Raw genomic sequence first — 14,162 nt, 5'->3', positions numbered from 1 at the left:
GGCTATACCAGGGACTGGCCGGTCGAACGCTACCTGCGCGACGCCAAGCTGCTCGACATCGGCGCGGGCACCAACGAAATCCGCCGCATGCTGATCGGCAGGGAACTGATCGGCGCCGGCGCCTGAGATCGGCAGTCCGGGCCAGCGCCAGGGGCCGCGTCTATCCGTCGCTGACTGGCCAGCGGGTCGGCGCGCGCCTCAGCCCTGCGGTTGCAGCGTGACGGCGCGCTCGGGAAGGCTCTCGAACGCAGGCCGAAACCCCAGCATCTCGTACATCTTTCGTTCGAGGTAGGGCGCGGCATCGCCTGCCGACATGTCGACCCGGGCGCATTCACCAATTCCAGGGAGTTCGGTTCGAAAGAGTCCCTTGCGCACGCGAGCCTCCGTACTGGAAAGAGCGGCCTACCGAAAAGACGGGATGCAAGTACTTTACCTGTGGCGGCAGAGTCAAAGTCGGCGCGAATCGGAGAACGGGTTTTCCACGCGATTGTCCACAGGCGATGCATCGGTAGTCGACCTAGCCGCCGATATTACGGTTTTATGACAAGAAATCCCTTGTCAACTCGTCTTATGCAGTTGCGAAGAAGCCTCGGCCGCAAATCTCGATTCCACCTATCATGCCCTTGCAACACTTCGGAATTAGCCGTGCAGACTTTTTGCTGCAGGACACAATCGCTTTGGCGCAAGCGTACGCGCGCGCCCTGGCCTTAGACGAAAGTCGCGCAAAGGCCCGGAAACGTTGATTGTCGGGAGGATTCTGGTAAGCATAAACCATCGTCGAAGCCGGAGCAGACACGCGGGTTTCAGTCTTGGTGTCCGGTGATGTTTTTCTGGAAGGATCGCGCCCGAGATGGGCGGTTCTCCGGGAGAGGAAAATAATATGGAAGCTACCCCCGAACTTATGCGCCTCGCAGGCGGCGCACGCGATTCCGGTCCGCTATCAAGCGACGCAAAGCCGCGAATCTGGCAAATGCAGGCAGAAGAACTGCATGAGCCGCGTTCCGCCGCCGGACTGGTGATTGCCGTGGGCCTCAGCCTCGGTGTATGGGTCGTGATCGCGCTGGCGCTCTTCGTCTGACCTCCAGTCCGCCTATGGCGTCGACCGAGGCTTACGCCACCTCGCGATCGCCGTAACGTGCTGGAATCGCGCTGACTCATGCAACCGCGCGCATTTGCGTGGGTTATATGCGTCATGAAGCACGATAGCGACCACATCCAGGATCATTGCCGGAGCGGTGCCACCTGCTTTGTCATGCCTGCGGTCGTCGCGCTGCTCGCGGCCTTCATCGCGATTTTCCTCGCCCCCTTCGCCAGCGAAGACACCGCCATCGCGGGGGAAACGCACAGCGCCGCCCCGCTCGAGCGCGCCGGCTAGCCGCCGGTGCCCGGCAAGCCGTCCTCTTCCAATGACCAGCCGCCCGCCGTGGCGACGTAGAGCCGCGCGACATTCTGGTATTGCCGGGTACGCGTCTCGATCAGCGCCAGTTCGGCGCGTTGCGAGGTTCGGCTGGCATCGACCACCTGCAGAATGCCGCTGTACCCGACCTCGAAGCTGCGCCGCGACAAGTGCAGCGAGCGCGCCGCGACGTCCTGCGAGCGCTTGCGCGCGGCGAGTTCCCGGCTGTCGCTCTCGAGCGCGGAGAGCAGCGTCGAGACTTGTCCGAAGGCTTCGACCACAACTTGCCGGTACTGCGCCGCGATCGCGCGCGCTTCGGCCTCGGCGCCGCGCTTCTCCGCGCGCCGCGTTCCGCCATCGAAGATCGGCGCGGTGAGGCCCGCGAACAGATCGAAGGCATTGTACTTGGTGTCGAAGACCTTCTCGGCTTCCGAGGTCGATTGCGTGACAGACGCGCCAAGCGTCACGTCGGGATAGAGTTCCGCCGTCGCCACGCCGATCGCCGCTGTGGCGGCATGGAGACGCGCCTCGGCCTCGAGAATGTCGGGACGCTTGCGCACGAGTTCGGAGGGGACGGCCACCGGAATGCGGGCGGGAAGCGTGAAGTCCGCAAGCGAGAATCCGGTATCGCCGAGTTCGGCGGGTGAAATCCCGAGCAGCACCGCCAGCATCGCGCGCGCTTCGGCGAGTTGCCATTCGAGCGCGGGAATTCCGGCGCGGTCGCTCTCGAGCTGGCCCTGCGCGGTCAGCACTTCGACCGTGGTCCCGTCGCCCGCCCTGCGTCGCGATTCGGTGAGCGAAACGTTGCGCTCGTCCTCGGCGATGAGCTTGCGCTCGGTCGCGATACGGTCATTGAGCGCGGCGATGGCGAGGACTTGCGCCACGACGCGGCCGGCGATCACGAGATGCGCGGTCTGCGTTTCGCGCATCTGCGCTTGCGCTTCGGCCGCGGCCTGTTCGAGCGCGCGGCGGTTGCGGCCGAACAGGTCGAGATCGTAAGTCACGCCCGCGCCGACGGTGTAGAGGTCGAATTCGGGATTGCCGATGCCGCCGCTGCCGAAGCGGTCGCCAAGCCCGAAGGCCTGAAGGTTGAACTTCTGGTACTCGCCGCGCGCGTCGGCGGTGACTTGTGGCAGGCGCCGGCCAGACACCGCGGCGATGCGCTCGCGCGCCTTCGCGAGCGTGGCGCGGCTGGCGGCGAGGCTGTGGTTGCCCGCGATCGCCCGTGCGACCAGATCGTCGAGCCGAGGCGAACCGAACGCCCGCCACCACTCCGCCTCGGGCCCTTCGCCGAGCACCGCGCGCGTGCCGCCGTCGCTGGCATAGCCCGACTGCGGCGGCGGCGCGGCCGGCCGCTCGAAATCGGGACCCATCGTGCAGCCAGTCGCGGCGATCGCGAGCAGGAGCGGCAGAGACTTGTTCATCGCGTCATTCCCCAAGGTGCATGGGCGGTTCGTTCACCGCACCGCCTTTCCTGGTCCGCATGAGCAGGATCAGCGGCAGCATGGCGAGGGCGATCAGAAACACGAGGTGGTAGATCCTGACGTCTCCCACCATCGCCGATTGCCTCGCGATCTCGGCGTTCATTCTCGCGAGCGCCTCGACCGAGTTGAAGTCGAAATCGGGCATCGCGTAGCCGATCGCCGGATTGTCCGGCCGCACCGCCTCGACGAGGCGCTGCCGCGAGTTCGCGGCATAGTGGACATAGAAGAACTGCAGCGCCGAAATGCCGATGGCGTTGCCGACATTGCGGGTGAGCGAGTACATCGCCGCGCCCTCGTTGCGCAGGCGCTGCGGCAGCGTCGAGAAGACGATCACCGACAGCGGCACGAACATCAGCCCGCCGCCGACACCTTGGACGAAGCCGGCCACCAGAAGGCCCCACTCGTCGACGTAGAGGTCCATCCGCGAATACATCAGCATGCTGTATCCGGTGATGGCGAGACCGGCGATCAGGATCATGCGGATGTCGACGTAGCTGACCAGCCGGGTCACGAGCAGCATTGAAACCAGCGTCCCGATCGCGCGGGGCAAGCCGACGAGGCCAGTGTGGAAGGCAGAGTAGCCGAGAAGCGTTTGCGTCATGACCACGACCATCGGGATCGTGGCGAAGGCGACGACCCCGATCAGCATGCTGAAAATCGAGCCGATCGCGAAGTTGCGGTCCTTGAACAGCTCGGGCCGGATGAAGGTGTCCTTGGCGGTGAACATGTGCACGAGCGTCAGGTAGAAGCAGATCCCGGCGACGAGGGCATAGAGCTGTATTTCGAGCGAATCGAACCAGTCGAGATGCTCGCCGCGATCGAGCATGAGCTGGAAAGCGGCCAGCGCGATCGAGATCGTAGCGAAGCCGAACATGTCGAACTTGCTCGAACTCGTCTCGTCGCTCGAGGGCAGGAACACCAGCATGCCGAGAAACGAGAGGACGCCGAACGGCAGGTTGATGAAGAACACCCAGCGCCACGAGAGCGCATCGGTGAGATAGCCGCCGAGCGTCGGGCCGATGACCGGGCCCGCCATCGAGCCGAGCGCGAAGATCGCCATGGCCTTGGCATGTTCCTCGGGCGGGTTGATGTCGAGCAGGATGGCCTGGCTCAGCGGGATCAGCGCCGCGCCACACGAGCCCTGGAGGAAGCGCGCCAGCACGATCGTCTGCAGGTCCGTCGCCATGCCGCACAGTGCCGAGGCCAGGGTGAAGCCGCCGACCGAGACCACCATCACCAGCTTGCGGCCGAAGCGCCCGGCGAGCCAGCCGCTGAGCGGGGTCGCGATCGCGCCGGCGACGAGATAGGACGTCAGCACCCACAGGACCTGTTCCTGCGAGGCCGAGAGGCTCGCTTGCATATGCGGCAGCGCGACGTTGGCGATGGTGATGTCCACCGCGACCATCATCGACGCGAGCATCGACGGGACGGTGATCAGGAACCGGCGCAGGGGGGTGGGGTATTCGCTCACGTTGCCAGGTCTTGCTCAGCCCGGTGCCGCCGCCGCGACGGCGCGGGTCATTTCCCCGCCGGCGCGGCTGCGACCGTGTCGGGCCCGAACAAGTGACGCTCGTGACCGGTGTCGACTTCGACTTGCGCGGATAGGCCCGCGCTCATCGGCAGGCCGGACGGAACCTCCGCGATGGCGATCTGGACCGGCAGGCGCTGGACTACCTTGACCCAGTTGCCGGTGGCGTTCTCGGCCGGAAGCACCGAGAAGCTCGATCCGGTGCCCGGACTGAAGCTTTCGACCCGCCCCTTGAGGACGTGGTCGGGGAAGGCGTCCACCTTGACCTCGGCGGGCTGGCCGACGCGCATGTAGCGAAGCTGGTCTTCCTTGAAATTGGCCTGGACCCAGAACCGCAGGCCGGTGAGCATGAAAACGGGCTTGCCCGGCGAGACATAGCTGCCGACCTGCAACTGGTTGACGCGCGTGACGATGCCGTCCTTGGGCGCGCGCACCTCGGCGTCGCCAAGCTTGATCTTTGCCTGCGCGAGCCGCGCCGCCGCGGCGCGCACGCCGGGTTCCGCGTCGATCCCGCCGCCGGCCATCTTGGCGAGCTGCGCGCGCAGGCCCTCGGCCTTCGCCTGCGCGGCGGCGATCGCATCGCGCGCAGTGCGCACTTCGGTCTGCGCCGCGTCGTACTGGGCGCGGCTGGCGATGCCCTCATCGAGCAGCGAACGCTGGCGCTTCGCGTCGTTGCGGGCAAGATCGTAGCGCGCCCGCGCCGCGCTGATCTGCGACTGCGCTTCCTTGTAGTCGGCTTCGAGCGAGGCCACGTCGCTGCGTGCTTCGACCAGTTCGGCCTCGGCGAGCGCGACTTCGTTGCGCAGCGTATCGGCCTTGATGCGGAACAGCAGGTCGCCCCGCTTCACCCGCTGGTTTTCCTCGACCGCGATCTCGACGACCGTACCGGCGACATTGGGGCTGATCGCGACCATCCCGGTCTGGAGCGAGGCATTGTCGGTCGATTCGATGCGTCCGCCCGTGAGGTAGAAATAGAGCGCGACGGCGATCACGAGCGCCGGGCCGCCGATCATCAGCACGAGGCGAATGCGTCTCCGCTGGGCGGTGATCCGCGAGGATCGTGCGGTTTCGGCCTTGATCGGGCTTTCGGCGTTCATCAAGCTTCCTGCAAAACTTTGTATCACGCCGATACTAAGCATGGCTACTATCGGCAATAGGAAAGCCTGGAATGACCCATACCGAACCCTCTTCGCGCGTCATCGAGCTGGAAGGCGTGCACAACTTTCGCGATTTCGGCGGCTATCGGGTCGCCGGCGGCGGCCGGTTGCGGCGCGGCATCCTGTGGCGCTCTGGCCAGCACAGCAAGGCGAGCGAGGCGGACCTCGCGGCGATCGACGCGCTCGGTCTGAGTTCGGTGTTCGATCTGAGGACCGATCGCGAGCGCGCGAGCCATCCCTGCCGCCGTCCGGCGGGCTTTTCGGCGACGATCCACCACGCACAGGACCCAGGCGAGCGGCACGCGCCGCATATCGATTCGGCGAAGGGCCTTGGCGGCGAGGGCCCCGAATCGGTGCGGCGCCGCATCGTCGAGGTCTACGGCGTCATCGCCTTCCGGCCCGAGCTACAGGCGATGGTCGGCAAGCACCTTGTCGAACTGTCCGAAGATCGCGGCCCCTCGCTGGTGAACTGCATGGCGGGGAAGGACCGGACAGGCATCGCGGTCGCGATCGTCCAGCTCGCCGCGGGGGTGCATCGCGACGATATCTTCGAGGACTTCATGCTGACCAACACGGCCGGCAATTCCGAAGCGCGCGTGGCGGCGGGGATGGAGACGATTCGGGCAATCTCGCCCGATGCCGACGAAGCGGCGATGCGCGTGCTTATGGGCGTGGAACCGCAATATCTCGAAGCGGCCTTCGCCGCGATCGAGGAGCGGCATGGTTCGACCGATGCCTTCCTGGAAGCCGGCCTCGGGTTCGGCGCGGCTCGCCGCGAACGGTTGCGAGAAGCGCTCGTCGAGAGTTGACCTCCGGGCCCCAACGACGCGAACCGCGTGGCCGGCTCGCCACGTCCGTGCCGAGCGAATCGGCGCGATCTCAGCTCAGGAAAGCCCTTACGTCGGTCATGAAGCGGTCGAACTGGTCGTGGTGCAGCCAGTGCCCGGCGCCTTCGTACTCGATCAGCGTGGCATCGCGAAAGTTGTCGAGCCGGCCGTCACCCGCCGGGCTCGCGGCGAAGCTGTCCTTGCCCCACAGGAGCAGCACCGGGCAGGCGATATCGCGCCACAGCGCGGTCTTCTCCTCGTAGGGAATGTCGGTCGCGTTCCAGACGTTGAGGTAGTTGTCGAACTTCCACGCCCAGGTGCCGTCCTCGTTGCGGCTGGCGCCATGAATGGTGAGGTGGCGCGCCTGCTCGTCGGTGAGGAAGCTATTTTCCGCCTTCATCCGCTCGTAGGCGGCGCGCAGCGTGTCGTAACGGCGCGGCACGCGCCCCGAAGCGGCGCGCTTGCCCGCGATCCATTCGCGCAGGCGGTCCGCCGTCGGACCCGCCTGCATCGGATGATCCTGCGGCGGCCCAAGTCCCTCGATGTTCACCAGCTTGGCGACCTTGTCGGGATAGAGCCCGGTAAAGCGCGTCGCGATGTTGCCGCCTAGCGAGTGCGATACGATCGTCACCTGCTCGTAGCCGAGCGTGTGCACGAGCTGGGCGAAGTCATAGACGAAGGCGTCCATGCCGTAATGGCCCTCGGGCGACCACTGGCTGTCGCCGTGGCCGCGCAGGTCGGGGGCGATCACGTGCCAGTCGCGGCGCAGCTCGTCGGCGACCCAGTCCCAGCTCCGGCAATGATCGCGCCCGCCGTGCTGGAGGATCAGTGGCGGCGCGTCGGTATTGCCCCAGTCGACGTAATGGAGGTTGAGCCGCTGCGAGACGAAGCGGTTCGAGGTCGGTCCGGCGAGGTCTTTCATGGCCCCGCACCTGCACCCGCCCGGCGCAAAGTTCAATCCGCCGCTTGATCGCGCGCGCGCGGGAGCGAAGATTGCCGCTCAAGGCCTCGTTTTCGGGAACGAATAAATTCCATCGGCGCGTTCGACTTGGCAAAACGGGGCTGCGCGCTCTATCTCGCCTCGCGGAAGGAACTGGAAAAATGGCGACACATACCACCCGCATGCTCATCATCGGCTCTGGCCCGGCGGGGCTGACCGCGGCGATCTATGGCGCGCGCGCGGGCATGGAACCGATCGTGGTGCAGGGTCTGCAGCCGGGCGGCCAGCTTACCATCACGACCGACGTCGAGAACTATCCCGGCTTCCGCGACGTGATCCAGGGCCCGTGGCTGATGCAGGAAATGCAGGCCCAGGCCGAGCACGTTGGCACCCGGATGATGTGGGACACGATCGTCGAGGTCGATCTGTCGGGCCCCAAGTTCCGCGCGATCGGCGACGGCGGCGACATCTACGAAGGCGATACGCTGGTGATCGCGACCGGCGCGCAGGCCAAGTGGCTGGGCGTGCCTGGCGAGCAGGAGCTTTCGGGCAAGGGCGTCTCGGCCTGCGCCACCTGCGACGGCTTCTTCTATCGCGGCAAGAAGGTCGTGGTGATCGGCGGCGGCAACACCGCGGTCGAGGAAGCGCTCTACCTCACCAATCACTCGGACGACGTGACCCTGATCCACCGCCGCGATTCGCTGCGTTCTGAAAAGATCCTTGCGGACCGGCTCATGGCCAATCCCAAGATTTCGGTCCTGTGGAACAAGCGGGTCGAGCGCTTCGTCGGTGATTCCACGACCGGCGAGCTGCGCGCGCTGGCGCTGATCGACACCGAGACCGGCGCGGAGAGCGAGATCGAGACCGACGGCGCCTTCGTCGCGATCGGCCACGCGCCCGCGACCGAACTGTTCAAGGGCAAGCTCGAGATGGACGCCTCGGGCTATCTGATCGTCGAGCCGGGCACGCCGCGCACCGCGATCCCCGGCGTCTTCGCTTGCGGAGACGTGATGGATCACACCTATCGCCAGGCCGTGACGGCGGCGGGCGTGGGTTGCATGGCCGCGCTGGACGCCGAGCGCTACCTCGCCGAAAAGGAGTTCGCCGAGGCCGCCAGGGAAGCCGCCGAATAGGCGCTTTTCAGCCGCGCAGGACCCTCAGCGCCTGTTCGAACAGCCAGTCGCGCGCGTGCGGCTCGACGTAGCTGTGCGTTGCGCCCGGGCATAGGCGGATGTCGGCGCCGGGTTCGGTCCAGGCCGAGAGGAATGCCTGCCCGGTGCGGTCGCGCTCGGCGACGAGGTAGACGACCGGCGCCGGAAACCGCGCGATTCCAGCGTTCATCTCTCCGACCAGCGAGGAGGGCGGGGACGCGGGCCTCGCCGCCGCGAACAGGCTGCGCACGAGCCCGCCAAGCGAGACTTTGCCGGTGAGCAGCCGCTTTATCGCGGCCGCGTCGGCAAGCCGCCCGCGATAATGGCGGCGCACGTCCTGCGGTGCGGGCGCTTCGCCGTCCTCGTCGAAGGTCCACGGATTGGAAAGGATCAGCGCGTCGAGCCCGGCACCGCCCGCGAGCATCAGTGCGCTCGCCGCGTCGCAGTTGCCCATGGCCACCACGCGCCCGAGCACCGGGCACTGCGCGCGGAACGCGCCGAGCGCCGCGGCGATGTCGGGCGCGCTGGCGCGGAAGCCGGCGTTGCGCCCCTCGCTGTCACCGGTGCCGCGCCGGTCGAAACGAAACACGGGAAAGCCCGAGGCGGCGAGGCGCGCGGCGAACTCAGACTGTCCGCCCCACGCGCCCGAGCGCAGCTCGTTGCCCCCGGTAACGAGCAGCAGTCCCGCCGGGCCGTCGCCCTCGTCGATCGTGCCGACGAGCTGCGCGCCCTCGCAATCGAAGGTGACGTGCCGCCGCGTCATCGCATGATCGCTTCGGCAACGATGCGGGCGAGGGCGTCGGCCTGCGCATCGCTCTCGCCCGGCTCGGCGCGCAGCCAAAGCCCGGGACCGCCGATGTCGGATTGCTCGATCACGCGGGCCGCATCGTCGGCGGGCTCCTCGATCGTCTCGAAGTCGCGGAAGAACGCTGCGCCGAGCCGGTGGCCCGAAAGCTCGATACCCTCGGCGAGCGCCTGCGCGCGGATCGTCTCGGTCGTCTCCTCGCGGCCCGCCTCGCGCGAGGCGAGGATGCGCGCGCGGATCATCTGGCGCAGCAGGCCCGAAGGCCGCGCGGGGGCGTAGTGCAAGCGGGGGAGTTCGGCGGGGGTGAACAGGCATCCGCCGCGCACGCCGAGCGCATGGCTCGCCGCGAAGGTCTCGGCGGCGGCCGCCATTGCGCGGGACCATCCTTCCGGCGTCTGCACGTCGAGCGCGCGCAGGCTCTCGTTGGTGCCGGGAAGATCGGGCAGCATGGTGTCGATCCCCGCTGCGTCGAGCCGGCGCATGACCTCGACGGTGAAGCGGCGCATCCGGTTCGCCTCGTCGAACAGCGCCGGAACGATCAGCAGGCGCAGCGCGCGCCTGCGGTCGCAGGCAAGCGCGTATTCGCCAGCCTTGCCGCCGTCGTCCGAGGGGCAGGGCCAGCGCAGCGGGGTCATGCCGGGTGCATCACGCGTGGGCGCGCTTGGCCTCGATGAACGCGAGCAGCGCACCGTAGGTCTCGAGCATCTCGCCCTCGATCTCGTCGTCCTCGATGAAGATATCGAGCCGGTCCTCGATCTCCGTGAGCAGGCCGGCGACCGCCATCGAATCCAGTTCGGGCAAATGACCGAACAGACCGGTATCGGCGTCGAATCCGTCCGCGCGGCCCGGCTTCAGGCCGAGCACGTCGGTCAGGATTGCGCGCAGGATCTGGTCGGTTTCGTCAGCCATTAACCCCTCGGATTTGCGGCAATGCGGCGTGGGGCATGGCGTCTAGCCCCGCTTGACCGTCGCGGCAAGGCGTCGCAGGCCGAATTTCGCCATGTCCGGCCAGTTGCGCGGAGCCGCCGGACGCAGCAGCGAGAGCCGGTAGCGCGGGCGCACGGCCTCCATCCAGTCGCGCTTGTAGGGATCGTCACCAGTACCGAAGTCGACCGTTTCGACCCGGTCCTCGTCGATGACGTGGCGAAACAGCGCCGCGCTCAGCACCGAGCCCGGGGAGAGGGGCCGCGCGCTTTCGCGATGGGCGAGCTTGTGAATCCAGGCGACCCCGGCTTCGATGGTCCACATTTGCGCCGCGACCGCGCGGCCATCCGCGCGGGCGATGCCGAGGCGCAGCCGTCCCGCGGCGCCCTCGGCCTCGGCGAAAGCGCGCAGGAAGTCGGGGCTGCCTTCCTCGGGCTTCCAGCTTTCCGCGTAGATCTGCTCGTAGTCGGCCCAGACAGCGGCATCGAAGCGCGTGAGCACGCGCGTTTCGACCTTGCCCGACTTGCGCTTGAGCGTCGTGCGCAGCTTGCCGGGGCGACCTGCGAGATAGTCGGCATATGTGCGGCCGGCGACCTCGAGGTAGTGGTTGACGTCGCACGGCTCGCGCACGACGAACCAGCCCTCCGCGCGGAAAGCCTCGGCGAGCCGGGTGGCGCAGCCATCTTCGTCGGGCAGGCCCGCGAGAGTCATCCGCTCCGTACGCGAGGCGAGATCGGACGCGAGCGTGCGCAGCAGCTCGGTCGAGCGCGCGCCCGGCATCAGGATCGGGCGAAAGCGGAAGGTGTACCAGTTGGCGAGCGCCGCGAGCCCGTCGCCCTGCCGCGCGAGCGGCAGCGCGGCCATGGCATCGCCGTCGCGGGCGACCGCCAGCAGGGGGTCAAGGCCGCAGTGGCGCGCGAGCAGGCGCCACCACGCGATCCGGTCGAACGGCCCCGCCTGCGAGGCGCGCGCGAGCAGGTCGCCAAGCACGGGGTCGCATTGCACTTCCTTAAGATCGGTATGATATTCGATCTCGACCAATCGCCATTTCCCCGAGACTTGCGGAGACCTCCACGGTAAATGTCCGGCGCGCCCGATCATCCGACCCGTCCGATCGACCATCTCCCGTTGCTGGGAGCCGATCGGGACCCGGCGCTCGTGCTGCGCTCGCACACGCTTAGCTACCAGGACTTAAGATCGCGTGTCGCTCTGCTGGCGGGCTGGCTGGCGCGCGAAGTGCCCGAGAAGGGCGCGCGCATCGCGACCTGGGCGGCCAAGGGCGAGCTGACCTGCCTGATGCCCCTGGCGGCGGCGCGCGCGGGGCTGGTGCATGTGCCGGTGAACCCGCTGCTCAAGCGCGCGCAGGTCGCGCATATCCTCGCCGACAGCGGCGCGGCGATGCTGGCGGGTACACCCGCGCGGCTCAAGACGCTGGAGGCGGGCGACGTGCCGGGCGGCTGCGCGGTGATCGAGGAGGAAGCCGCGATCGCAGCGGCCCATGAGGCGGGGGACGAGTGCGGTCCATCCGGGGCCGATCCCGACGATCTCGCCGCGATCCTCTACACCAGCGGTTCGACCGGGCGACCCAAGGGCGTCATGCTCAGCCATGCCAACCTGTGGCTCGGGGCCGAGAGCGTCGCCGGCTATCTTGGCCTCGAGAGCGACGACCGCACGCTTGCGGTGCTGCCGTTCGCGTTCGACTATGGACAGAACCAGCTCTTCTCGACCTGGTACGCGGGCGGCTGCGTCGTGCCGCTCGACTATCTCGTGCCGCGCGATCTAGTAAAGGCGGTCGGGCGTCACGCGATCACCACGCTCGCGGCGGTGCCGCCGCTGTGGGTACAGGTCTGCGAACTCGACTGGGCGCCCGATGTCGCGGCGAACCTGCGCCGCCTTACCAACAGCGGCGGCGCGCTCACCACCGACCTGGTGCGAAAGCTGCGCGCGGTGTTTCCCGAGGCGCGGCTTTTCGCGATGTACGGGCTGACCGAGGCGTTCCGTTCGACATATCTCGATCCCGCGCTGATAGATAGTCACCCGACCTCGATGGGAAAGGCCATTCCGCACGCGGAAGTCCTTGTTATCAATGATATGGGTCATATAGCTCAGAACGATCAGGAAGGTGAACTGGTGCATTGCGGCCCGCTTGTCGCGCAAGGGTACTGGCAGGACCCGGGGCGCACCGTCGAGCGCTTCCGCCCCGCGCCGTCCGGCTCCCGTTACGGCGGCACTGCGGTCTGGTCGGGCGACCGCGTGAGGCGCTCCGCCGAGGGCCTGCTCTACTTTGTCGGCCGGCGCGACGCGATGATCAAGTCGGCGGGCAATCGTATCAGCCCGCAGGAGATCGAGGAGGCCGCGCTCGCGACCGGCCTCGTCGCCGAGGCGGTGGCGCTCGGCGTGCCGGACGACCGGCTGGGGCAGGCGGTCCATCTCGTCGTCCGGGGCCACCCCGATGGTTCGGACCGATCCGATGAGTTGCAGCGTAACCTCATGCAGCAGTTACCGAATTTCATGCAGCCCACGCTCATCCACTGGCGTGATGCCATGCCTATCGGACCCAACGGCAAGATCGACCGGACCGGGCTCCAGGCGGAGCTTGCGGTGTGAAGCCGCTCGGTCCGATTCCCGAAGGGTACGCGGCGATCGAAGGCGTGCTCGCGGTGGACGGCCGCAAGGTCACCGAACTCGTCGAGGAGGCGGGCGGTACGCCGCTGTTCGTCTACGCTGGCGGTCTCGTGCGTCGGCGGATCGCCTCGCTGCGCGCGGCGCTTCCCGAATGCGTGGCACTGCATTACGCGGTCAAGGCCAATCCCTTCAGCCCCTTGCTGACCCTGATGGACGGCCTGGTCGACGGCTTCGACATCGCCTCGGGCGGCGAACTGGCGATCGTGCGTGATGCCGGGATCGATCCGGGGCGCGTCAGCTTTGCCGGGCCGGGCAAGCGCGACAGCGAATTGGAGGCGGCGATCGCTGCCGGGGTCACGCTCAACCTGGAATCGGAAAACGAGGCGTCGCGCGCGCTGGCGATCGCCGACGGGCTTGGCGTGGCTCCCCGGCTCGCGATCCGGGTCAATCCCGATTTCGATCTCAAGGGCTCGGGCATGAAGATGGGCGGCGGCGCCAAGCCCTTCGGCATCGATGCCGAGCGCGTTCCCGCGCTGGCACGGCGGCTGGTCGAGGCCGGGGCCGAGTGGCGCGGCTTCCACATCTTCGCCGGCAGCCAGGCGCTCGATGCCGACGCCATCGCCGAGACTCAGGCACAGACCCTTGCGTTAGCCGCGCGGCTAACGCGCGAGAGCGGTGTTCCGCTGCCGCGATGCAACCTCGGCGGCGGCTTCGGCATCCCCTATTTTCCGGGCGACACGCCGCTCGACCTCGGCATGGTTGGCGCGAGGCTGGGCGAGGCGATGGACGCGCTGCCGCCAGAACTGGCCGAGACCGCGTTCTGCGTCGAACTGGGCCGCTATCTGGTCGGCGAGGCGGGCGTCTATCTCGCCCGGATCGTCGACCGCAAGGTGAGCCACGGCGAGGTCTTCCTTGTCACCGACGGTGGCCTTCACCACCAGCTCGCGGCGTCGGGAAACTTCGGCACGGTGGTGCGCCGCAACTATCCCAGCGCGATCGCCACGCGCTTCGGCGCCGGGCCCGAGGAAGCCGCCACCATCGTCGGGTGCCTGTGTACGCCGCTCGACCGGCTCGCCGACAAGGGCGGCTTCCCGCAGGCCGACGTGGGAGACCTCGTGGCCGTGTTCTGTGCCGGGGCCTATGGGGCCAGCGCCAGCCCCGCCGCGTTTCTCGGCCAAGGCCCCGCGCGCGAAATGCTCGTTTGAAATCTTCTTAAACAATCAGGGGGATGGCCGTCCCGATCTGGGACCGTGACCAAGTTTGCCAGTCAAGGCTAACGCATTGTTCACCCTTTTTGGCGATAGCGCAGGCTGGCTTTCGCCTGC

General features: G+C 67.6%; 16 protein-coding genes. 7 read left to right on the top strand and 9 right to left on the bottom strand.

What is annotated here, in order from left to right:
• Window positions 1-126 (top strand): acyl-CoA dehydrogenase family protein (locus B2G71_RS21345; protein ID WP_276306937.1); only part of this gene is annotated, 126 nt, incomplete at its 5' end.
• 72 nt (window positions 127-198) lie between these two features.
• On the opposite strand, the gene B2G71_RS24235 is transcribed toward B2G71_RS21345, so the two are convergent.
• The gene (locus tag B2G71_RS24235; RefSeq protein ID WP_168176440.1) at window positions 199-375 is read right to left on the bottom strand and encodes a hypothetical protein; all 177 of its coding nucleotides are present in this window, start codon (window positions 373-375) and stop codon (window positions 199-201) included.
• A gap of 475 nt (window positions 376-850) precedes the next feature.
• On the opposite strand from B2G71_RS24235, the gene B2G71_RS21340 reads away from it, so the two are divergent.
• Complete coding sequence (locus B2G71_RS21340) at window positions 851-1,078, top strand: hypothetical protein (RefSeq protein ID WP_168176439.1); 228 nt, start codon at window positions 851-853, stop codon at window positions 1,076-1,078.
• A gap of 114 nt (window positions 1,079-1,192) precedes the next feature.
• Window positions 1,193-1,375 carry a hypothetical protein gene (locus B2G71_RS21335; RefSeq protein ID WP_098108686.1) on the top strand — a complete coding sequence of 61 codons (183 nt, stop codon included), beginning with the start codon at window positions 1,193-1,195 and terminating at the stop codon, window positions 1,373-1,375.
• Here B2G71_RS21335 and B2G71_RS21330 read toward each other — a convergent pair.
• The 3 genes from B2G71_RS21330 to B2G71_RS21320 are packed head-to-tail and all read right to left on the bottom strand — an operon-like array spanning window position 1,372 to window position 5,505.
• On the bottom strand, window positions 1,372-2,820 hold the full coding sequence (locus B2G71_RS21330) for an efflux transporter outer membrane subunit (RefSeq protein ID WP_098108685.1): 1,449 nt from the start codon (window positions 2,818-2,820) through the stop codon (window positions 1,372-1,374). The genes B2G71_RS21335 and B2G71_RS21330 overlap by 4 nt on opposite strands.
• A 4-nt stretch (window positions 2,821-2,824) precedes the next feature.
• Window positions 2,825-4,351 (bottom strand): DHA2 family efflux MFS transporter permease subunit, encoded by a 1,527-nt coding sequence (locus tag B2G71_RS21325; RefSeq protein ID WP_276306936.1) that lies wholly within the window; start codon window positions 4,349-4,351, stop codon window positions 2,825-2,827.
• 47 nt (window positions 4,352-4,398) lie between these two features.
• On the bottom strand, window positions 4,399-5,505 hold the full coding sequence (locus B2G71_RS21320; RefSeq protein WP_098108684.1) for an HlyD family secretion protein: 1,107 nt from the start codon (window positions 5,503-5,505) through the stop codon (window positions 4,399-4,401).
• A gap of 71 nt (window positions 5,506-5,576) precedes the next feature.
• Between B2G71_RS21320 and B2G71_RS21315 the strand changes: the two genes are divergently transcribed.
• Window positions 5,577-6,374, top strand: coding sequence for a tyrosine-protein phosphatase (locus B2G71_RS21315; RefSeq protein ID WP_098108683.1), 798 nt, complete (start codon window positions 5,577-5,579; stop codon window positions 6,372-6,374).
• Between the two features lie 70 nt (window positions 6,375-6,444).
• Here B2G71_RS21315 and B2G71_RS21310 read toward each other — a convergent pair whose 3' ends face one another.
• Complete coding sequence (locus B2G71_RS21310; protein ID WP_098108682.1) at window positions 6,445-7,314, bottom strand: alpha/beta hydrolase; 870 nt, start codon at window positions 7,312-7,314, stop codon at window positions 6,445-6,447.
• 179 nt (window positions 7,315-7,493) lie between these two features.
• Between B2G71_RS21310 and trxB the strand changes: the two genes are divergently transcribed.
• Window positions 7,494-8,465, top strand: a complete 972-nt coding sequence (gene trxB, locus B2G71_RS21305; RefSeq protein WP_098108681.1) for a thioredoxin-disulfide reductase — start codon at window positions 7,494-7,496, stop codon at window positions 8,463-8,465.
• Window positions 8,466-8,472: 7 nt separating this feature from the next.
• Here the strand turns inward: trxB and B2G71_RS21300 are convergent, their stop codons facing one another.
• The 4 genes from B2G71_RS21300 to B2G71_RS21285 are packed head-to-tail and all read right to left on the bottom strand — an operon-like array spanning window position 8,473 to window position 11,253.
• On the bottom strand, window positions 8,473-9,246 hold the full coding sequence (locus tag B2G71_RS21300) for a hydrolase 1, exosortase A system-associated (protein WP_098108680.1): 774 nt from the start codon (window positions 9,244-9,246) through the stop codon (window positions 8,473-8,475).
• The gene (locus B2G71_RS21295) at window positions 9,243-9,923 is read right to left on the bottom strand and encodes a hypothetical protein (RefSeq protein ID WP_098108679.1); all 681 of its coding nucleotides are present in this window, start codon (window positions 9,921-9,923) and stop codon (window positions 9,243-9,245) included. Before B2G71_RS21295 ends, B2G71_RS21300 begins: the two co-directional genes overlap by 4 nt.
• Before the next feature lie 10 nt (window positions 9,924-9,933).
• Window positions 9,934-10,197, bottom strand: coding sequence for an acyl carrier protein (locus B2G71_RS21290; protein WP_098108678.1), 264 nt, complete (start codon window positions 10,195-10,197; stop codon window positions 9,934-9,936).
• 42 nt (window positions 10,198-10,239) lie between these two features.
• Entirely contained in the window at window positions 10,240-11,253 is a 1,014-nt protein-coding gene (locus B2G71_RS21285; protein ID WP_240530273.1) for a GNAT family N-acetyltransferase, read from the bottom strand.
• A gap of 39 nt (window positions 11,254-11,292) precedes the next feature.
• Between B2G71_RS21285 and B2G71_RS21280 the strand changes: the two genes are divergently transcribed.
• Window positions 11,293-12,819 carry an acyl-CoA ligase (AMP-forming), exosortase A system-associated gene (locus B2G71_RS21280; protein WP_098108677.1) on the top strand — a complete coding sequence of 509 codons (1,527 nt, stop codon included), beginning with the start codon at window positions 11,293-11,295 and terminating at the stop codon, window positions 12,817-12,819.
• A complete protein-coding gene (locus B2G71_RS21275) occupies window positions 12,816-14,042 on the top strand; it encodes a pyridoxal-dependent decarboxylase, exosortase A system-associated (RefSeq protein WP_098108676.1) in 1,227 nt (408 codons plus the stop codon). Before B2G71_RS21280 ends, B2G71_RS21275 begins: the two co-directional genes overlap by 4 nt.
• Window positions 14,043-14,162 lie beyond the last annotated feature (120 nt).

Source organism: Novosphingobium sp. PC22D (assembly GCF_002556635.1).
GTDB lineage: Bacteria > Pseudomonadota > Alphaproteobacteria > Sphingomonadales > Sphingomonadaceae > Novosphingobium.
Note: the sequence above shows the minus strand (reverse complement) of the source record. Positions and strands in the feature narration are given on the sequence as shown.